The sequence below is a fragment of the Bacillus sp. ISL-57 genome, from assembly GCF_018613135.1.
In the GTDB taxonomy this organism is placed as follows: domain Bacteria; phylum Bacillota; class Bacilli; order Bacillales; family DSM-1321; genus Peribacillus; species Peribacillus frigoritolerans.
This window is the reverse complement of the sequence record NZ_JAGGQV010000008.1, coordinates 297215-317380: the sequence shown is the minus strand read 5'-3', so window position 1 is coordinate 317380 and position 20166 is coordinate 297215. Positions and strand designations below refer to the sequence as shown.

Below are 20166 nucleotides of genomic sequence, written 5' to 3'. Positions count from 1 at the left end.
AGATGAATGGTAAGCAAATAGCTGAAAGGGCGACGATGCAAAGCTTTCTGAATTGCTATTTCCGGGAAACCGGAAATTGCAGGTTAGAAGAAACGAAAAACTGGCCGGATTTGGAGGGGTCCATTCCGGATTCATTAATGGTCAGTAAGCTCACATCCCAAGACATTGCATTGCTTGTTCCGCTTAAATATTGGTCGAAAACGGGGCGTCATATTTTCCACTTCCCGGTTTATTATCAAACGGGATCCAAACAAGTACATGAATTAGATTACGTGACAATGGTCTCGATTGTTTCTAAAGAATTATTGAATGAGCAGGGCCGGACGGATAGTGAAGATGAATTGATGCTGCGTGTCATCCTAAGCAGCCAAAATATTCAACGTTATGTAGAAGCCAGGACCGAAGACGCTGATGCCCTTCAAAGTCCCGATTTCACCTATATCGAAGCTGAGCAGTCACTTTTATTCGGGCACCTGTTCCATCCGACACCTAAAAGCAAGCAAGGCATTTCGGAAAAAGATGAATGGATCTATTCACCCGAATTAAAAGGGCAGTTTCAGCTGCACTACTTCCTGGCAGAACCTTCGATTGTCATCCAGGATTCCAGTGAAGACCGATCGGCAAGTGAGATCATCAAACAGGAATTAGCCGGTGACTTGGAGATATCCAGTGAATTCCGTCGAACGTATTGCCAAGAGGAAAGCCGATATACCATCATCCCGGCACACCCGCTCCAGGCAAAAGCCCTTATCGAAAAAGAAGAGGTCAAGAAGCTAATCGAGCAAGGGACACTAGTTTATGCAGGGCCGCTTGGGAAAAAGTTCACGGCGACTTCTTCATTTAGAACGGTATATAGTCCCACATCAAGATATATGTACAAATTTTCAGTTCCGGTTAAAATCACTAATTCCTTACGTGCAAATCTGCAAAAGGAATTAGATCGCGGTGTCGAAATTGCAAAATTAATAGATTCTAAAGTGGGCGACGATCTAAAAGAACGGCACCCCACCTTCCGTATCATCAAGGACCCTGCTTACTTAACGATCAAAACGACCGAGCAAGAATCGGGATTCGATGTTGATATCCGGGAAAATCCTTTTTATGAAAACGATAAACAAGCAAGCCTGATTGCCGGCTTATGTCAGGATAATGCCTATGGTGCACCATCAAGGCTTGGAGCGATCATCCGCAAATTATCAGCTGATGAAGACCGCAGTACCGAAGAAGTAAGTAAGGATTGGTTCAAAACCTATCTGTCAAGGACATTGAAACCGATGCTTTGGCTATTTGAAGAGTATGGAATCGTTTTGGAAGCCCATCAACAAAATTCCATCATTCAACTTCAAGATGGGTATCCAGCCGCTTTTTATTATCGTGATAATCAAGGGTATTACTATTGTGAGTCCAAAGTGGACAGGCTGCAAAAGATCATGCCGGAACTAAGTGAAAAAAGCTTTACGATTTGTTCTGATGAAGTCGCTGAAGAAAGACTGCAATACTATTTCTTTTTTAATCACTTATTAGGCTTAATCAATAATTTTGGAACGGAAGGATTAGTATCAGAAAACAAACTGTTACAGCTCGTTCAGGAACAACTGGAAACATGCAGCAGGGATAGCGAAGATGAAGGGGTGAATCGAGTTGTTTCAAAGTTGCTTCATGCCCGGGAATTAACTTGTAAGGCTAATTTACTGACACGATTCCATGATATGGATGAGCTTGTTGGTTCACTTGAGACACAATCCGTTTATACAACGATTGATAATCCGTTCGCGCAGGGGGTTATGGCCGTCCATGAAAAATAGTTATGAAGAAATGCTCAAGGACTGCAATAAACAGCTTTCATTTGTCAAAGTTGAATTTGAGAGGGATTTGGATACACTGCATGAATGGATGCATGAAGATCATGTGATACCCTATTGGAATTTGAATTTCACAAAAGAAAAATTCGCTGTTCATTTAAAAAAGGCATTGGCTGATACGCACCAAACACTTTATTTAGGCTGTCTGGATTCCATTCCCATGAGCTATTGGGAATCGTATTGGGTAAAAGGCGATATCATCGAAGATTATTATGAATCCGAAGAGGGAGATCAAGGCATTCATTTACTCATTGGTGATCCGGATTATTTAGGGAAAGGCCTGGCTTTGCCGTTTTTACGTGCAATGGTGAAATTCCAACTACTGACTTCAACCACAAACAAAGTGATGGCTGAACCGGATATCAGGAATGCAAAGATGATTCATTTATTTGAAAAATGCGGGTTTACCCCAATTAAAGAGATAGAACTCCCTGACAAAACAGCATTGCTCATGTCATGCACACGGGGGAATTTCGAGAGGAAGTGGAACTATGGAGAAGCAACAATCTATCTATGACTTGGTAGGGATAGGAATTGGTCCATTTAACCTTGGACTTGCGGCCCTTTTGGAGAAAACCCCGGAGTTGAATGCCGTCTTTTTTGAGAAAAAGCGGGAATTTAATTGGCATGAAGGGATGCTGCTGGAAGGGACGACGCTGCAAGTGCCGTTCTTTGCCGATCTGGTTAGCATGGCAGATGTGACAAGCCCATATAGCTATCTGAATTATTTACAGCAGCATGATCGGCTTTATCATTTCTACTTCCTTGAAAAATTCTTGATTCCACGAAAAGAATATAACGACTATTGCCGCTGGGCTGCCCATCAACTTGATAGCTGCCGTTTTGGTAAAGCGGTGGAGGCGGTTGAATATATAGGAAATCAAGGTGAACCCTGCTATCAAATCAGTGTAAGGGATACACAAACACAAAAGATCGAAGTCTATTATAGCCGCCATGTAGTCATGGGAATCGGCAGTTCCCCGACTGTTCCATCGGCCTTTCAACCATATATGGGAGAGAGCATCCTGCATTCGGCCGATTATTTACGGAATAAAGAAAACGTCTTAAAGAAAAAATCTGTAACGGTTGTCGGATCTGGACAGAGTGCAGCCGAGGTCTTTCTGGATTTGCTTAATGAGCAGGAGGAATATGGCTACCAGCTAAACTGGTATACAAGATCCAAGGGGTTTTTCCCTATGGAATATTCAAAACTCGGATTGGAATACTTCACGCCGGATTACCTTGATTTCTTTTATCGGCTGCCTCAGGAAAAGAAGGATGAAATCCTGCCGAAACAGGATTTATTGTATAAAGGGATCAGCGCTACGACCATTGCAGCAATTTTTGATAAGATGTATGAAAAATCGATTGGAAATGCCGAACTTGCCATTGAACTTCGGGCCATGACGGAAGTTGCGGCAGTTACCCCCGCTGAAAATGGCTGGCAATTGAAATGTCGACAGTGGGTTGAAGATAGCGAATTTGATGTGGACACAGAGGCGATCGTTTTTGGGACGGGCTATAAATCAACCCTTCCGGCATTCCTTGAAACCATGGAGGACCATTTAGTCCGCGATGACTTGGGCCGTCTTGCAATAACGAAAGACTATCGGGTAGGAACGGCCATCTCTACACCGAATCACCTTTTTATTCAAAATGGCGAAATACATACACATGGGGTGGGTGCTCCGGATCTAGGCTTAGGAGCATTCCGAAATTCGATTATCATCAATCAATTGGCAGGTAAAGAAGTTTATCCATCGAAGCCAAAGGGTGCATTTCAGTCATTCCGTGTAAAATCACCCGTCATGGCTTACTAAGAGAAGGGAAGGGGAGAATTATATGCAGTTCATAAATGAAGTGGAACAGGCAGTTTCAGAAACGAATTGGTCGAAAGTAAACCAAAACCTGCTGGCCAAGATGATTTCTGAGTATATGTATGAAGATATGATCCATCCAGCTGTCCTGAATGAAAATACAGCAGGAAACTTATATGAGTTAAAGATAAATGAGGGGAAATCTTATCGATTTTTAGCGTCGCCCCGTCTTTTTGACAGCTATGAAGTACAGGCCGAGTCGATCCAGGTATGTGAAACGGAAGGTTTTACACAGGCCAAGGATGCTATTCAATTCATTTTGGACATCCAGCCGTTAATTGGGATGACTGCAGAAACAACAGGACATTTAATCAAAGAATTCCATCATACGCTGCTTGCGGATCTCCAATTGCTATCCAAACCTGAACAAGATGCGGCTGATTTAGTCGAATTGGATTATGCATTACTTGAAGGAGAAATGAGCGGTCACCCTTGGATTGCTTATAACAAGGGAAGAATCGGTTTCGGTTATGATGATTATTTGCAGTTCGCTCCAGAAAACCAGAAGGAAGTTCAGTTATCCTGGATTGCCGTCCATAAAACGAGGGGGGAGTTCAATTCAGTCGAAACGTTATCTTATAAGCAATTGATGGAGAATGAACTGGATGGGGAAACCCAAAAATCATTTGCAAAGATATTGACGGAAAAAGGGCTGAACGCAGAAAACTATTACTACCTTCCGGTTCATGAATGGCAGTGGAAGAATGTAATCATCCAGAACTTTACCGATGACCTGGCTAAAGGGCTGATCGTAGCTTTGGGAAATGGTCCTGATAAGTATCTGCCGCAGCAATCCATCCGGACATTTGTTAATGTATCGAATAAGGATAAACACCACGTCAAGCTGCCGATGAGCATTTTAAATACGCTAGTCTACCGTGGATTGCCAGCTGAACGCACGGTCATTGCCCCAAAAATCACAACGTATATAAAGAACATTTATGAAAATGATTCATTCTTGAAAGAACAATGCAAAGTAGTGCTTCCTGGTGAAGTGGCCAGTTTAAATGTTGATCACCCGTATTATTCCAAGCTAGAGAATGTACCGTATCAATATTTGGAGATGCTGGGGGGGATTTGGAGAGAAAGCATTTACAGTTATATGGAAGAAGGCGAAAAGCCCATTACGCTTGCGTCCCTTTTACATGTCGACAGCAAAGGGAAACCATATGTGGAAAGCCTTATTGAAAAATCGGGATTGACTGCAGAAGCCTGGACAGCTCAATTATTCGACGTCATCCTATCACCATTACTTCATTTTATCTATCAGTATGGATTGGTCTTCTCGCCGCATGGTCAAAATACCATTTTAGTTTTGAAGGATTACAAGCCTCACCGCTTGGCCATCAAGGATTTTGTAGATGATGTAAACGTCAGTGATCAGCCGCTTCCTGAATTAAGCAGCCTTCCTGATGATTTAAGGGAAGTACTAAGAAGTGAGACTCCCGAGGGGCTGGTTCAATTCATTTTCACGGGACTGTTCATCTGTCATTTCCGATACTTGTCAACACTTATGATGAAGCGGTCCCTTTTGGATGAGAATGCTTTTTGGGAAGGCGTCGCCCGAACAATCCTGACACATCAGAAAAAATTCCCTATGCTGCAGGATCGTTTCGATACGTTCAATTTCTTTGCGCCAAAATTAACAAAGCTCTGCCTGAATAGAAATCGGATGCTTCAATATGGATATAGCGATGGTGAAGACCGTCCGCATGCCTCTGAGTTTGGGCATGTGAATAATGCCCTTTATGAAAAGTTACCTGCAAAATCGCTATAAAGTTAAACTGGCTCAGACTTTTGAGCCAGTTTTCTTATGGTTTTAACAATTTGACCGTTGATTTCCGCTCGAGGCACTCACTTTCCGCGGGCGGTCCGTGAGACTCCTCGGCGCTTTGCTCCTGCGGGTCCCTTGACTCGCCTTTTCCGCAGGAGTCTTGCCCCTTCCGCTCCACTCAACTCAACTTAATTATAACGGTTAGGTAGAACTCCTGCTGTCTTCAGTTTTAGGTCAATTCCCAAAAAATTATATTTGGGGAGGGCTTGCCGTTCATTTAAATTGGTGATAAGCTATGTGTAAACGGTTACACAAAAGCATAGAGGGTGATATTTTGGCAACTATTCGGGATGTGGCAAAGGAAGCTGGAGTTTCTGTGGCAACGGTTTCCAGAGTTATGAATGGCAGTGGTTATGCACATGAGGACACAAAAAAGGTGGTCATGGCAGCTGTTGAAAAATTGAATTATAAACCGAATGAAGTGGCAAGATCCCTCTACAAACGTAAATCCAAATTGGTTGGTTTGATTTTGCCGGACATTACGAATCCCTTCTTCCCAGAAATGGCAAGGGGTGTCGAGGATTATCTTCAGCAGTTTGGTTATCGGTTGATTTTTGGAAATAGTGATGAAAAGCGAGATAAAGAAATAGAATATATTGACACTTTCCTGCAAAACAATGTAGTGGGCATGATTGCTTCGACTAGTGAAGAAGCCAATGAGAATTTCGATAATCTGGATATTCCAGTTGTCCTTCTCGACCGTACAGCGGAGAAATTACCAGCTGTTTATTCCGATCAAAAAACAGGCGGTAAGCTGGCGGCACGCGTATTGCTGGATAGAGGCAGTACGAATATCGTCCTCATTAGGGGGCCAGTCGAAATAAAGCCTGTATATGAACGGTACATGGCAGCATTGGAAGAATTGAAACAAGCAAAAGTGAGCGTGCATGTCATGGATTCATCCCTGACTCTTCAGGGCGGCCAAACATGCGTGAAGCAGCTTTTCGAGCAATATCCGGAAACGGATGGAATCATTGCATGTAATGATATTGTTGCAGCCGCAGCACTTCAAGAGATTTTAAAACGGGGAATACGGATACCGGAAGACATACAATTAATCGGCTATGATGATATCTCCTTCACATCGTTATTGCACCCACCGTTATCGACAATTCGGCAGCCAGCCTATGAAATGGGGGCACAAGCGGCGGAAATGTTAATTAAAAGGATCAATCAAGAAAAAATGGTAGTAACACATAAAAAGCTCCCTGTTTCTTTTGTGGAGAGACAAACAACGAGAAGGAAGGCGGAGAAGACATGATTAGAATTGCAGTAGTGGGAAGTTCGTCAATGGACTTAGTGGTGACATCAGCCAAACGCCCAATGGCGGGGGAAACGGTTTTAGGAGAGTCCTTTATCACGGTTCCTGGAGGAAAGGGAGCCAATCAGGCTGTGGCAGCGGCACGTCTTGGTGCAGAAGTGTCGATGGTTGGATGTGTAGGAGATGATGTCTATGGAGAGATCATCTTAGATAACATGAAAAAAAATCATGTAAATACGAAGTATGTGGAACCGGTTACAGATTCTGCTTCCGGGACAGCGCACATTACCCTTTCGGAAGGTGATAACAGCATTATTGTCGTAAAAGGTGCGAATGATTTCATTACTCCTGAATATGTACAAAAGGCGAAAAAGGTGATAGAGGAATCGGATATCGTGTTGGTCCAGCAGGAAATACCTGAGGAAACTGTGGAGTATCTGGCTGCCTTGTGCAACATGCTTCAAAAGAAATTACTATTGAACCCAGCTCCCGCCCGCAGACTAAGCGAGGCTGTCATTCAACAGGCATCATTCCTTACTCCGAATGAACATGAATTCGAGATACTATTCGATGGGAGAGATAGAACGGAAGTCTTGACTGAGTATCCAAATAAATTATTCATTACCGAAGGAAGAAATGGAGTCCGTTACTTTGATGGACATGAAGAAAAGGTTGTTCCAAGCTTTGAAGTGGAAGCTGTGGATACAACAGGTGCAGGGGATACATTCAATGCTGCCTTTGCGGTGGCTGTTGCAGAAGGAAAGAGTTTGGACGAAAGTTTGTTGTTCGCGAACCGGGCAGCTTCCATTTCCGTGACGAAATTAGGTGCTCAAGGCGGCATGCCGCAAAGGTTAGAGGTCGAGAGGGGCTTTGAAGCATGAAACGTCAAGGAATCATCAATAGTTCAATAGCCAAGGTCCTGGTTGACCTTGGTCATACCGATTATATTGTCGTAGGTGATGCCGGGCTGCCGGTGCCGCCCGGAGTTTGCAAGATTGATTTAGCATTGACGCCTGGGACGCCATCATTTCAAGATGTCGTCCGGGCGGTTCACGAAGATATGGTTGTTGAAAAGGTTATCGCTGCCACAGAAGTGAAGGTTAAAAACCCGGAACAGCATCAATACATGGAGCAGCAATTCGGAGCAGCGATTGAATATGTCTCCCATGAGGATTTTAAAAGGCTGACAAGTAACGCGAAAGCCATTATCCGGACCGGGGAGACCACGCCATATTCAAATTGCATATTGCAGTCTGGAGTATTCTTTTAAAGAAATGAGATGATGAGCATGCAAATCGAAATGCGCGATATTTATAAAGCATTTGGTCAAAACAAGGTATTGGAAGGTGTTCATTTTTCTTTAGAGGCTGGGGAAGTACATGCACTAATGGGGGAAAATGGTGCGGGGAAATCAACCTTGATGAACATTTTGACCGGGCTGCATAAACAAGATCAAGGAACGATCGAGATTAACGGTAAAGAAACATCATTCAAGGATTCAAAGGAGGCCGAAGAGGCGGGAATGGCCTTTATTCGTCAGGAATTGAATATTTGGCCCGAAATGACCGTGCTGGAGAATCTATTTATCGGCAGGGAAATGGTCAATGGCTTCGGTGTCCTGAAGACGAAACAAATGAAAGCGCGTGCAAACGAGATTTTTAAAACACTTAATATTTCCCTTCCTTATGATAAGGAAGCTGGATTGTGTTCTGTCGGGGAACAGCAAATGATTGAAATTGCCAAGACGCTCATGACGGATGCCGAAGTCATCATCATGGATGAGCCAACGGCCGCTTTAACTGAGAGGGAAATAGAGAAGCTCTTTGAAGTGATGAAGGGACTCACCAAAAAGGGTGTATCCCTAGTTTATATTTCTCACCGGATGGAAGAAATATTCGCCATTTGTGACCGGATCACCGTAATGCGTGACGGAAAGACAGTCGATACGAAAAGAATTGCAGATACAAATTTCGATGAAGTCGTTCAAAAGATGGTAGGGCGGGAGCTGGAGGATCGTTTTCCTCATCGTGAAGCGAATGCTGGCGACATAGTCCTTGATGTGAAAGGTTTAACCAGAAAGGGGCTTTTTGAAGATATCCATTTCGCGGTTCGCCAAGGTGAGATTGTCGGTGTCGCCGGATTGATGGGAGCAGGCAGAACGGAAATAATGCGCGCCCTTTTTGGTGTCGACCAAATAGACAGGGGTGAAATCACCATTGAAGGCAAGAAAGTTTCCATACGAAAACCAACGGATGCAGTTCGGCACGGCCTGGCTTTCATTACGGAAAATCGTAAAGAAGAGGGATTGATCCTGGACTTTTCTGTAAGGGAAAATATCGGCTTGCCGAATCTCAAGAGTTTTGCTCCTAACGGAATCGTGAAAACGGAAGATGAGATGAACTTTGCCGAAATGATGATTAAGCGACTTCATGTAAAGACATCTTCTGCTGAGACGGTCATCGGCAACCTTTCCGGAGGAAATCAACAGAAAGTGGTAATCGCCAAATGGATCGGCACTTCCCCTAAAGTTCTAATTATGGATGAACCGACCCGGGGGATAGATGTTGGTGCAAAACGTGAAATTTACGAATTGATGAATGAATTGACGGAGCGAGGCATCGCCATCATCATGGTTTCGTCAGAGCTTCCGGAAATTATTGGAATGAGTGATAGAATCCTTGTCGTTCACGAAGGTGAGATTGCTGGGGAATTGTTAAAGCAGGAAGCAACGCAAGAAAAAATTATGGCATTGGCGACAGGAGGGAACTAGGATGAAACTTGAGGCTGCAGGGAAAAGCGGGATTTGGCAGAAATTCGGTCCGTTACTCGCCCTGGTACTTTTATTTATCGTAATAACCGTTTTAAATCCATCATTCATGGAACCGAATAATATTTTGAATTTATTGCGTCAAACCTCCATCAATGCACTTATCGCATTTGGAATGACCTTTATCATATTGACAGGCGGCATCGACTTATCCGTCGGTTCCATTTTAGCTCTATCCAGCGCACTCATGGCTGGTATGATGGTCTCGGGATTGGATCCGATTTTAGCAATATTGGTAGGCATTCTACTAGGTGCAATAATGGGTGTAATCAATGGGATACTCGTTTCAAAGGGTAAGATGGCCCCTTTCATCGTGACACTGGCCACCATGACGATTTTCCGGGGATTAACGCTTGTGTATACGGATGGAAAGCCGATTACCGGAATTGGCGATTCCGTTACGTTCCAGATGCTTGGGAGAGGTTACTTCCTTGGAGTGCCAGTACCGGCGGTTGTGATGATCATCGCTTTCTTAATTCTATGGTTCCTGCTTCATAAAACATCCTTTGGCCGTAAAACTTATGCAATCGGCGGAAATGAAAGGGCTTCCCGTATTTCTGGGATTAAAGTTGACCGGGTCAAGGTGGCCATCTATGGTCTGGCCGGTACGATGGCGGCCATTGCCGGTGCCATTTTGACATCCCGTCTGAATTCGGCACAGCCGACGGCAGGGCAATCCTATGAAATGGATGCCATCGCAGCCGTGGTGCTGGGCGGAACGAGCCTTTCAGGCGGTAAAGGGCGCTTGTTCGGTACGCTGGTCGGTGTCCTGATCATCGGTACCTTGAATAACGGCATGAATTTACTTGGTGTATCTTCTTTCTACCAGCAAGTGGTAAAAGGTGCAGTTATATTAATCGCGGTCTTACTTGACCGTAAAAAATCATAAGAAGAGGTGTAATCAATGAAAAAAATAGTATCGATCATCATGGTTCTTTCTTTAATGGTCTTGGCTGCCTGTTCAATGGATTCTGGTCTAACAGATGATAAAAAAGAAAAGAAAGACTCGATGAAAGACGTGAAAGTCGGGGTCAGCATCTCTACTTTAAACAACCCATTCTTCGTTTCCTTAAAAGATGGTATTGAAAAAGAGGCAAAAGAAAAGGGCATGAAAGTCACAGTTGTTGACGCCCAAGATGATACGGCAAAACAAATCAGCGGAATTGAAGATCTAATCCTTCAAAAGGTTGATGTCCTTCTTGTGAATCCTACTGACTCTTCGGCAATATCTTCAGCCGTTCAATCAGCTAATGAAGCGGGCATTCCCGTTATCACGATTGACCGCTCTTCAGACGAAGGAGACATTGAAACGTTCATCGCTTCCGACAATGTGGCTGGCGGGGAAATGGCTGCAGAATTTTTAGTTAAAGAGCTTGGCGAAAAAGCGAAAGTAGTGGAACTTGAAGGGGTATCCGGAGCATCTGCAACTCGTGAACGCGGGAAAGGTTTCCACAATATTGCGGACAAGCAGTTAGAGGTCCTGACAAGCCAAACGGCGGAATTCGACCGGACAAAGGGGCTTAACGTCATGGAAAATATCCTGCAAGGCGATAAAGACATCCAAGCGGTTTTCGCCCATAATGATGAAATGGCACTAGGAGCCATTGAAGCAATCAAGGCAGCTGGAAAAGACATCATCGTCGTTGGTTTTGACGGAAACGATGATGCATTGAAAGCAGTTGAAAACGGTGAACTAAAAGCCACAATCGCCCAACAACCGGCACTTATCGGTGAAGAAGCGGTTAATGCGGCTGAAAAGATCTTAAAAGGCGACAAAGTGGATGACACAATATCCGTTCCATTGAAATTGGTCACCAAAGAGTGATTGTCTCCCAAACAAAAAGAGTGACGGAAATCTTCCGACACTCTTTTTTGTTTGGGAGACAGAAATGTTTCGATCTCATTGATGTTATCTAAGAGTTGATATTCAGCTTGAATTGATATGAAAAAGAGGAGATAGAAAAGTGAATTCATTCTTTTAAGGCGGCCACGTGTCGGAACCGCCCTACATCTATTGACTGCTAGAGTACACCTTGAGTCAGCATCGCATCCGCCACTTTAAGGAATCCGGCAATATTGGCACCGACAACTAAATTGCCAGGCGCACCATATGCTTCGGCGGCCTCTATGCTGTTTTTATAGATATTTTTCATGATTTCATGCAGCTTGGCATCGACTTCTTCGAAAGTCCAAGGCATCCTGGCACTGTTTTGGGCCATTTCGAGTGCAGACACGGCTACGCCGCCTGCATTGGCTGCTTTTGCTGGTCCAAAAAGGATGCCGTTATTAAGGAATACATCAATGGCTTCAAGTGTTGAAGGCATATTAGCGCCCTCACCCACTGCCTTCACATTATTTTTGACCAGTAATTTTGCTGCTTCTTCATCGATTTCATTTTGAGTGGCACAAGGCAGGGCGATGTCGCATGGTACAGACCAGATGCCATAGCTTCCTTCATGGTATACAGCCTCCGGGTGCGCATCGACATACTCGCTTAAACGTTTTCGTTCCACTTCTTTAAGACGTCTAACTGTATCAAGATTCAGGCCATTTTCATCATATATGTAGCCATTGGAGTCGCTGCATGCAACAACTTTAGCGCCTAGCTGTGTAGCTTTTTCAATGGCATAAATGGATACATTGCCAGACCCTGAGATAACGACAGTGCTGCCATGGAATTGAAGCCCTTTGTCTTTTAGCATTTCTTCGACAAAGTAAACCGTCCCATATCCAGTCGCCTCTGTACGGGCCAGGCTTCCGCCATAACTTATGCCTTTACCGGTTAAAACACCGGCATGGTAGCCGCCTTGCATCTTTTTATACTGACCGAACAAGTAACCGATCTCCCTTGCACCGACTCCGATATCACCAGCCGGTACGTCTGTATCAGGGCCGATATAGCGAGCTAGTTCCGACATGAAGCTTTGGCAGAAACGCATGATTTCCGCGTCCGATTTTCCTTTTGGATCGAAGTCCGAACCGCCTTTACCCCCACCGATCGGCTGGCCAGTAAGCGAATTTTTAAAGATTTGCTCGAAACCAAGAAACTTTATGATGCTGGAATTGACAGTGGGGTGGAAACGGAGACCGCCTTTGAATGGTCCGATTGCACTGTTGAATTGCACCCGGAAACCACGGTTTACTTGAACATTGCCCAGGTCATCAACCCAAGAGACACGGAAGGTGATCATTCTCTCGGGTTCTACCAGCCTTTCCAATATCCCGCTTTTCATATATTCTGGATGTTTTGCAAACACCGGGACCAATGAAAGGAATATCTCCTTTACGGCTTGATGGAATTCACTTTCGTGAGGATTACGTTCCTTTACCTGCGCGTATACTTGACTTACGAACTCTCTGGCAACCTGCGATTCCTCATGCTCGACTTCCTGTGAAGTGGTCATTGTTCTCTCTCCTTTAGTTAAAGTCATAAAATATTAAATAGGGTAAGTCTATCGATTTTTATATGATACTTTCATGATATAATTTAAAAATGAAACGAACAATCTGAATATTAGATAAATAACATGCTGTTTTGATATGAAAGAGGGAGCTTAGATTGGAATTAAGGCAAATCGAATATTTCATTGAAGTGGCAAAACGTGAACATATGACGGAAGCAGCAGTGGATTTGCATGTTGCCCAGTCTGCAGTCAGTCGCCAAATTTACAATTTAGAAGAAGAGCTGGGTGTGCCCTTATTTATCAGGGAAGGCCGAAAGATTAGATTGACGCCTATAGGACATACATTTTTAGCTCATATGGAACAAGCTATGGATATAATCAATCGTGCCAGGCGTGAGATGGCTGAAAGTCTGGAACCGGAAAAAGGGACAATCCGCATCGGCTTTCCCAGCAGTTTGGCTTCTTATGTATTGCCAAGGGTCATTTCCGACTTCAGGGAAAGTTACCCGCAGGCGAAATTCACATTGAAACAAGGTTCCTATCGCTACCTGATAGATTCCGTGATTAAAGGTAACATTAACATGGCCTTGATCGGCCCGCTGCCGGTGAATGAAAAGAAAATCAAAGGGGAAACGCTGTTTATTGAGAACTTAGTTGCCCTTTTGCCAGAAAGCCATCCTTTGGCCCTGAAGATATCACTATCCTTGAATGAGCTTCAAGGGAATCCGTTCATTTTATCTCCAAAGGGTTATGTTTTAAGGGATCTCGTCATGAACGCCTGCAAATTGCATGGCTTTGAACCGGAAGTTGCATTTGAAGGGAAAGATACTGATGCCATAAAAGGGCTGGTGGCAGCAGGTCTGGGTATAACCTTGATTCCTGAGATTTCCTTGATTGACAGTTTGCCGCGTTTTACTGTTAAATTGCCGCTGGAGAATCCATCTGTAACCAGGGCTGTAGGGGTCATCGTTCCGACTGATAGGGAACTGATGCCGACGGAGAAATTGTTCTACCAATATTTGAAGGACACTTTTGCCAAATTGGAAGGATTTCAAAAATAGGATGATATCTATTAGAAAAGTCATATATCCAGCTAATGAGAGAATCCTTAATCGGGTTCTTTTTTTTGTCGCAAAAGTACGGAAGTATCTCCATGTAGTACATCCTTAAAAGGGGTAATTTATTTTAGAATAATAAATTATTAGCTTTTATTTGATAGTAATGTATTAAACCTTTATTTTTGAAAGCGCTTTTATTTTATTAGAATAAAATCATCCCTTACATTATCAGAAAATTCATGTTATTATACGAACAGACATTAACAGACATTCAGGTAGTGGTACGCTATACTTAATAGGCTTTTAAATGAAGACCTTTATTTTTTTTTTGATTCTGTTAAATTGAATATTCTGATAATTAACAAGGAGTGGAGATAAAGTGAGCAGGAAAGAATACATCAGCGATCGAATGTACAAGGCATCAACAGGGATAGCCAACGCTGTCTTGGTTACATTAGGGATCGGGTTATTGTTTGAGTCCATAGGGGGCTATTTAGGCTGGGAGGTCTTTCTGGCAATAGGCGGGGCCGCAAAGGTCTTGCTGGCACCAGCTTTAGGAGCAGGAATCGCCTATCAGCTAGGAGGAAATTCATTAATTATCTTTAGCGCCATGGCTTCAAGTGCTGTTGGAGGTGCTGCCATTCACAAAACGGCTGAGGGTGCCTTCACGATTGTTACGGGCCAGCCGCTAAGTGCTGTATTGGCAGCGGTGATTGCAACATATATAGGTAAGCGCATAATGGGCAAAACGAAGTTGGACATCATGGCCATACCTATGGGTGCCGTTCTTGTCGGTGGAGTTTCGGGATATGGCCTGGCTCTTGTCACCACTCCGCTCCTAACATGGATAAGCAGTCAAACTACCGCTGCGGTCGAGGGTTCTCCCTTAATCGGTTCCATGGTCATAGCCTTGGTATGGAGCATTTTATTGATGACACCGGCGTCTTCCGCGGCCCTTGCGATCGCCCTGCAATTAGATCCAGTTTCCAGTGCTGCAGCCCTAATCGGATGTACGGTTCAGTTTGTCGGGTTCACTGTCATGTCTTATAAAGATAATGATATGGGCGGGTTCCTGGCACAGATGGTCGTAACGCCAAAAGTTCAATTTCCTAATTTGATCAAAAAACCATTATATGTAGTTCCGCCTTTTGTGGCAGCAATCATCTGTGCACCTATCGCTACCTTGGCATTCGATTTTCAAGTGCCGTATGAGCTTGGCGGCATGGGGTTAAGTTCAATGATTGCCCCGATTGCCATCATAACAGGTCAGGGGTTATACACATTCTTGGTTTATGTGGCAGTGGGGATGGTATTGCCAGCTGTGATCACGCTTGCCTTACATCGCGTATTGAAAATGATGGGTAAAGTTAAGCCGGGCGATCTTCATTTGGAAGTTTCATAATCAAAGTTTTCTTGGAAACCAGCCAGGTTAAGGACCGGGCTGGTTTTTATTTATAAGGGGATTAGGGTAAAATGGGGAGGAAAGCATTTGCATAGATAGGATGATATAGATGGGAAAAGAAATTGATATAAAAGTGAAAGCTAAGTTCGTGAGTAAAATCAGCAAGGGTTTTCCCTTGATTGTTAAAGAGTCGATAGCCAATCTTAATGACCTTAAGGAAGAGGGGTCCTTGGTGCGCTTGGTGGATGAGAACAACCGCTTTCTGGCAAAAGGATATTATGGTATACAGAATAAGGGCTACGGCTGGATATTGACCCGAAGAGAGAATGAAAAGATCGATCAATCCTTCTTTAACGGAAAAATCCAGGCAGCGTATGAATTCCGAAAGTCTTTTTTTGAAGATGGGGAGACTACAGCTTTCCGCATGTTCAATGGGGAAGGTGATGGAATTGGCGGGTTAATCATTGATCATTATGATGGCCATTATGTCATTAGCTGGTATAGCAAAGGAATATATTCCTTTAAGGACTACATCATTAAGGCATTGCAGGAAGCGGTCGAGGTCAAATCGATTTATCAGAAGAAACGCTTTGATACAAAGGGGCAGTACGTGGAGGAAGACGATTTTGTCATGGGCGAACAACCGGAATTTCCGCTTCTTGTAAAGGAAAATGGAGTCCGTTTTGCTGTTTATCTGAATGATGGCGCAATGGTCGGTGTCTTTCTTGATCAACGCGATGTCAGAAGGAAAATCCGCGATGAATACGCAAAAGGGAAAACGGTGTTGAATATGTTCTCCTATACGGGGGCATTCTCCGTGTTTGCCACTTTAGGCGGTGCTGTTAAAACAACGAGTGTCGACCTGGCGAATCGAAGTTTACCAAAGACGATCGAGCAGTTCAGTGTGAACGGCATAGATCCTGAAGCTCACAATATCGTGGTTATGGATGTTTTCAAGTATTTTAAATATGCGGTGAAGAAAGCCTTGAAATTTGAAATGGTCATCCTTGATCCGCCTAGCTTTGCCAAATCGAAGAAGTTTACTTTCAGTGCCGGAAAAGACTATACGAATCTACTGAAGGATACCATTTCCATTACGGAAGACAACGGGGTCATTATCGCCTCTACTAATTGCAGTACGTTCGACATGAAAAAATTCAAGAACTTCATTGATGTTGCTTTCAGGGAAATGAATGGAAAGTATGAAATCATGGAACAATTCTCATTGCCGGCTGATTTTAAAACAATTCCTGAGTATAAGGAAGGGAATTATTTAAAAGTAGTCTTCATTAAGAAAATTAAAGGATAAGAAAAGGCGTCCACAGTTCAAGCAGAACTGTGAATGCCTTTTTTATAATGTAAATGTTTCATGTGGAACGATTGGACATTAGATTCATTGGATAGGCCGTTCACTTTTCAAACCTCTCGATACATGAAAGGAAGGTTTCCTGCGAATGCTGTTAGCGATGCAAAACTGCGCTGCATAGTAGGTAAGCATGATCAGTGGACCTGAAAAGGCAACATCATCGATAAACTTGTTCCAAGATAAAATGGAGTCGGAAATCATGAAGAGGAGCCCGCCGATGATTGTGGCCGCATTGCCGGTCATAAATGCTGCCCAGCCCATAAGGGAGATGACCGTTACATAACAAATCACAGGGATGATGAGGTTATGTTCACCTTTTTCGATTAACGAATGTACAATTTCACGGCTAATCCAAGTGGAGTAAATGCTGATCGGAAGAATCGTCGCAAATCGGAGCCATGAAAAGTTCCATCGTCCAAAGAATGCTGAAATATAGAAAAGGTGGCCGATCAAGAAGGCGGAAAGCCCGATGACGAACCAAATCAACAAACCATCTCCAAGCATGCAAAAGAATAAACCAAGAAGGATCAAGGATTGGTAACGATCGCGTATTCCCACATTTGTGCGGGCGTAGAGAAAAATCAATAACATGGGGATTACCTTGAACAGTATTTTGATGATTAAAGGCTCTTCCGGTATAAGAAAAATATAGGATAGTCCCGTGATAAGGATCGCGGCAGGTAGGCACTTTATTAACATTCCATTCCCTCCTTCACTCTTTAATTCTATGTAAGGGGAAGGAACCCCTTGTCAATGAAAGAACTGTTTGAAAGAAAGTAGTGAAAATGAAAAAAACTGGCTCCTGTTTTAACTAGGAGCCAGTCAGGTTATACGGCTGAGTCTTCTTTAACGAAAGCCAGTTTTAACCAGTTTTTTCCCTCAACAAGCCTTGTGACGAGCATGGCACAAACCGTGTTTCCTGTGGAGTTAAGCAATGTAGCGGGAGCATCGATGATCGTTGATATAACGGCAATGATGGGCAGGACTTCCACAGGGAAGCCGAATACACTAAGAATCAACATTTCCCCAATCATGCCGCCCCCAGGAATGGCACCCATAACAGCTCCAACCAAAAAGGCAACAGCAAGTATACTTAAAATGCTTGAAATGCTTGTCATATCCTTTCCAAATAAGCTGAATAGGAAAACGATTTTCAATACACCGCCGAAAACCGAACCATCTTTATGAGTATTGGCTCCGAGTGGGATGACAGTCTCCGCTATATCCTTAGGCACGCCCATTTTCTTGACTGCTTCCAGATTGACTGGAATGGACGCGGCACTTGAACAAGTTGCGATGGCTGTAATGGATGGTGTCAGGGCATTTTTCCAAAATAGTTTAACTCCATCTTTCCCGCCGGCGATAAAGGCATACAAAGTGAAGAAGCCGAAATAATAAATCAAGGCCAAGGCTAGATAAAGAATGAAAGTGCGAGCATAGCCTTCTAAAATCTGCGGCCCAAGCTGCCCGATAATCGCCGCAAAATAAGCACCAAGTCCAATTGGCGCATAGTACATGACAATTTTGACGACCTTCATCATGACAGCTGTACCTGCTGTCAAAAATTCAGTAATCGGTCTTGCTTTCTCACCGACCAGTGCAGTGGAAAGTCCGATTAATACTGAGAAAACGATAAGCTGAAGCATATTGCTTCTGGAGAACAGTTCTGGAAAGTCGGAAACGGTTACAGTGCTGACCAGTTGACTGAAGAAAGAAACTTCTTCGATGGTCTCTTCAGGGGAACTGTTTTCCATCAGTTCTTTAATGGCTGTCGTATCTGTGCCCTCCAACGGATTGACGATGGTTGTCCCAATAAATCCAATGACGGCAGCTAAAGCGGCTGTTGTCAGGAAAACGAGAACGATACTTCCCATGATTTTTCCGAGGCGCTTCATTCCGCTCATATTGGCAATCGCTGAAGCAATGCTGAAAAATACCAATGGCACGATGATCGTGAACATCAGATTTAAGAATAAGTCCCCTAGCGGCTGTATGACCGAGGTTTTCTCCCCGAAAACCACGCCCGCTATCCCACCGATAATGATGGCAGTGAGCAGTATTAAAGAGGTTCGATAGTTTTTGATGAAGCTCTTCATTTAAATTCCGTCCTTTCAGGATGAAGATATCGATAAAAATATACTTCATTATCAACTCTAAAATCGGGTTTGACAATATTTTTTTATAGAAAGGAATGTTAATAGAATAAATGTATTAATAATGGGGAATGGATGGTGAAAATATCGAGAAGGAGGGCTAGAATGGCATTTGTTGAGGTGGAAGAAGGCGTTCGGTTGTTTTATGAAGAAAAGGGCGAGGGGAGACCGATTATTTTTATACATGGTGTGTGGATGAGCAGCCGGTTCTTTAAAAGTCAGCTGCCGTACTTTTCAGAAAAATATAGAACGATATTGCTTGATTTAAGAAGTCATGGCCAGTCAAATCATGTACATTACGGAAATACGGTCTCCGTTTATGCAAAAGACCTTCATGCGTTCATTGGTGAACTGGGATTAAAGGATGTCATACTTGCAGGCTGGTCGATGGGGGCATTTGTCGTTTGGGATTATCTTAAGCAATTCGGTGAGGGAAATATTCATTCAACTGTGATCGTGGATGAATTGGCCTCTGATTTTAAGTGGCCCGATTTTCATATCGGTGCGTTTGATATGGAAACGTTGATTGCCTTCATGACAGAAATTCAAACGAATCGTACCCCGTTTCTGCAAAAATTCCTTGCTTCCATGTTCAACAATGAATTATCTGCAGAGGATGCAGGCTGGATGCTTGGGGAAGTGACCAGAATGCCGGAATCCATTGCTAGCAGCATTCTATTTGACCAATCGATTGTGGACTATCGTGACTTCTTGCCAGCAATCCATGTACCCACACTTCTCTGTTTTGGAAGGCATGAAAAAGTCATTCCTGTAGCAGCTGGGGAACATTTGCATAAAAACATTCCGAATTCCGAACTAGTAATCTTTGAAGATAGTTGCCATTGTCCGTTCATGGAAGAAAGCGACTTGTTTAATGAAACCGTGAATGGTTTTATTTCAAAAATTAAATGAAAAAAAGTGCCTATTCGGCTTATATATGGTCCCGGTATTGTACCGGGGCCATTTTACTTTATTCCCCATTGATCACACTCATTGTATAATTTGTTCTTTTCTTGTTTTTCTACTATCTGAAATAAAAATATTGTAATTTTAGAGAATAGTCTGTAAAATGAATCTAACCTAAAAATGTTAACGTTAACATAAAGCGAAGTACTACTTTTA

The 20166-nt window shown here is 43.4% G+C and carries 17 protein-coding genes; 14 read left to right on the top strand and 3 right to left on the bottom strand.

Features of this window, described 5'->3' with window-relative positions; translation table 11 throughout:
• Positions 1-2 precede the first annotated feature (2 nt).
• The 10 genes from J7I90_RS14680 to rbsB all read left to right on the top strand — a co-directional run bounded on the left by J7I90_RS14680 (position 3) and on the right by rbsB (position 11486).
• On the top strand, positions 3-1805 hold the full coding sequence (locus tag J7I90_RS14680) for an IucA/IucC family protein (RefSeq protein ID WP_214772555.1): 1803 nt from the start codon (positions 3-5) through the stop codon (positions 1803-1805).
• The gene (locus J7I90_RS14675; protein ID WP_048685635.1) at positions 1795-2379 is read left to right on the top strand and encodes a GNAT family N-acetyltransferase; all 585 of its coding nucleotides are present in this window, start codon (positions 1795-1797) and stop codon (positions 2377-2379) included. Before J7I90_RS14680 ends, J7I90_RS14675 begins: the two co-directional genes overlap by 11 nt.
• Complete coding sequence (locus J7I90_RS14670) at positions 2354-3682, top strand: lysine N(6)-hydroxylase/L-ornithine N(5)-oxygenase family protein (RefSeq protein ID WP_214772553.1); 1329 nt, start codon at positions 2354-2356, stop codon at positions 3680-3682. The genes J7I90_RS14675 and J7I90_RS14670 overlap by 26 nt, the downstream gene beginning before the upstream one ends.
• A 22-nt stretch (positions 3683-3704) precedes the next feature.
• Positions 3705-5516, top strand: a complete 1812-nt coding sequence (locus tag J7I90_RS14665; protein ID WP_214772551.1) for an IucA/IucC family protein — start codon at positions 3705-3707, stop codon at positions 5514-5516.
• A 331-nt stretch (positions 5517-5847) separates the two neighbouring features.
• Entirely contained in the window at positions 5848-6834 is a 987-nt protein-coding gene (locus J7I90_RS14660; RefSeq protein ID WP_214772549.1) for a LacI family DNA-binding transcriptional regulator, read from the top strand.
• On the top strand, positions 6831-7715 hold the full coding sequence (gene rbsK, locus J7I90_RS14655; RefSeq protein ID WP_214772548.1) for a ribokinase: 885 nt from the start codon (positions 6831-6833) through the stop codon (positions 7713-7715). The genes J7I90_RS14660 and rbsK overlap by 4 nt, the downstream gene beginning before the upstream one ends.
• Positions 7712-8104 (top strand): D-ribose pyranase, encoded by a 393-nt coding sequence (gene rbsD / locus J7I90_RS14650; RefSeq protein ID WP_034316088.1) that lies wholly within the window; start codon positions 7712-7714, stop codon positions 8102-8104. Before rbsK ends, rbsD begins: the two co-directional genes overlap by 4 nt.
• An 18-nt stretch (positions 8105-8122) precedes the next feature.
• Positions 8123-9604: a sugar ABC transporter ATP-binding protein gene (locus J7I90_RS14645; protein ID WP_214772643.1), complete on the top strand. Its 1482-nt coding sequence runs from the start codon at positions 8123-8125 to the stop codon at positions 9602-9604.
• Between the two features lies 1 nt (position 9605).
• Positions 9606-10550, top strand: a complete 945-nt coding sequence (locus J7I90_RS14640; protein WP_214772546.1) for an ABC transporter permease — start codon at positions 9606-9608, stop codon at positions 10548-10550.
• A 15-nt stretch (positions 10551-10565) separates the two neighbouring features.
• The gene (gene rbsB / locus J7I90_RS14635; RefSeq protein WP_214772544.1) at positions 10566-11486 is read left to right on the top strand and encodes a ribose ABC transporter substrate-binding protein RbsB; all 921 of its coding nucleotides are present in this window, start codon (positions 10566-10568) and stop codon (positions 11484-11486) included.
• Between the two features lie 196 nt (positions 11487-11682).
• Here the strand turns inward: rbsB and gdhA are convergent, their stop codons facing one another.
• The gene (gene gdhA, locus J7I90_RS14630) at positions 11683-13065 is read right to left on the bottom strand and encodes an NADP-specific glutamate dehydrogenase (RefSeq protein WP_214772542.1); all 1383 of its coding nucleotides are present in this window, start codon (positions 13063-13065) and stop codon (positions 11683-11685) included.
• A 155-nt stretch (positions 13066-13220) separates the two neighbouring features.
• Here gdhA and gltC point away from each other — a divergent pair, with 155 nt between their 5' ends.
• The 3 genes from gltC (at position 13221) to J7I90_RS14615 (ending at position 16834) form a co-directional block, all read left to right on the top strand.
• Positions 13221-14126 carry a glutamate biosynthesis transcriptional regulator GltC gene (gltC, locus tag J7I90_RS14625; RefSeq protein WP_214772540.1) on the top strand — a complete coding sequence of 302 codons (906 nt, stop codon included), beginning with the start codon at positions 13221-13223 and terminating at the stop codon, positions 14124-14126.
• Positions 14127-14532: 406 nt separating this feature from the next.
• On the top strand, positions 14533-15525 hold the full coding sequence (locus J7I90_RS14620; RefSeq protein ID WP_214772642.1) for a PTS sugar transporter subunit IIC: 993 nt from the start codon (positions 14533-14535) through the stop codon (positions 15523-15525).
• Positions 15526-15634: 109 nt separating this feature from the next.
• Entirely contained in the window at positions 15635-16834 is a 1200-nt protein-coding gene (locus J7I90_RS14615; protein WP_214772538.1) for a class I SAM-dependent rRNA methyltransferase, read from the top strand.
• Between the two features lie 84 nt (positions 16835-16918).
• Here the strand turns inward: J7I90_RS14615 and J7I90_RS14610 are convergent, their stop codons facing one another.
• On the bottom strand, positions 16919-17590 hold the full coding sequence (locus J7I90_RS14610) for a lysoplasmalogenase (protein WP_214772536.1): 672 nt from the start codon (positions 17588-17590) through the stop codon (positions 16919-16921).
• 128 nt (positions 17591-17718) lie between these two features.
• The gene (locus tag J7I90_RS14605) at positions 17719-18987 is read right to left on the bottom strand and encodes a dicarboxylate/amino acid:cation symporter (RefSeq protein WP_214772534.1); all 1269 of its coding nucleotides are present in this window, start codon (positions 18985-18987) and stop codon (positions 17719-17721) included.
• Between the two features lie 162 nt (positions 18988-19149).
• Between J7I90_RS14605 and J7I90_RS14600 the strand changes: the two genes are divergently transcribed.
• Positions 19150-19956: an alpha/beta fold hydrolase gene (locus tag J7I90_RS14600; protein ID WP_214772532.1), complete on the top strand. Its 807-nt coding sequence runs from the start codon at positions 19150-19152 to the stop codon at positions 19954-19956.
• Positions 19957-20166: the final 210 nt, after the last annotated feature.

Coding starts and splice junctions, on each gene's coding strand:
- J7I90_RS14680 (WP_214772555.1), top strand. CDS start 3: ATGAATGGTAAGCAAATAGCTGAAAGGGCGACGATGCAAAGCTTTCTG.
- J7I90_RS14675 (WP_048685635.1), top strand. CDS start 1,795: ATGAAAAATAGTTATGAAGAAATGCTCAAGGACTGCAATAAACAGCTT.
- J7I90_RS14670 (WP_214772553.1), top strand. CDS start 2,354: ATGGAGAAGCAACAATCTATCTATGACTTGGTAGGGATAGGAATTGGT.
- J7I90_RS14665 (WP_214772551.1), top strand. CDS start 3,705: ATGCAGTTCATAAATGAAGTGGAACAGGCAGTTTCAGAAACGAATTGG.
- rbsK (WP_214772548.1), top strand. CDS start 6,831: ATGATTAGAATTGCAGTAGTGGGAAGTTCGTCAATGGACTTAGTGGTG.
- rbsD (WP_034316088.1), top strand. CDS start 7,712: ATGAAACGTCAAGGAATCATCAATAGTTCAATAGCCAAGGTCCTGGTT.
- J7I90_RS14645 (WP_214772643.1), top strand. CDS start 8,123: ATGCAAATCGAAATGCGCGATATTTATAAAGCATTTGGTCAAAACAAG.
- J7I90_RS14640 (WP_214772546.1), top strand. CDS start 9,606: ATGAAACTTGAGGCTGCAGGGAAAAGCGGGATTTGGCAGAAATTCGGT.
- rbsB (WP_214772544.1), top strand. CDS start 10,566: ATGAAAAAAATAGTATCGATCATCATGGTTCTTTCTTTAATGGTCTTG.
- gdhA (WP_214772542.1), bottom strand. CDS start 13,065: ATGACCACTTCACAGGAAGTCGAGCATGAGGAATCGCAGGTTGCCAGA.
- J7I90_RS14620 (WP_214772642.1), top strand. CDS start 14,533: ATGTACAAGGCATCAACAGGGATAGCCAACGCTGTCTTGGTTACATTA.
- J7I90_RS14615 (WP_214772538.1), top strand. CDS start 15,635: ATGGGAAAAGAAATTGATATAAAAGTGAAAGCTAAGTTCGTGAGTAAA.
- J7I90_RS14610 (WP_214772536.1), bottom strand. CDS start 17,590: ATGTTAATAAAGTGCCTACCTGCCGCGATCCTTATCACGGGACTATCC.
- J7I90_RS14605 (WP_214772534.1), bottom strand. CDS start 18,987: ATGAAGAGCTTCATCAAAAACTATCGAACCTCTTTAATACTGCTCACT.
- J7I90_RS14600 (WP_214772532.1), top strand. CDS start 19,150: ATGGCATTTGTTGAGGTGGAAGAAGGCGTTCGGTTGTTTTATGAAGAA.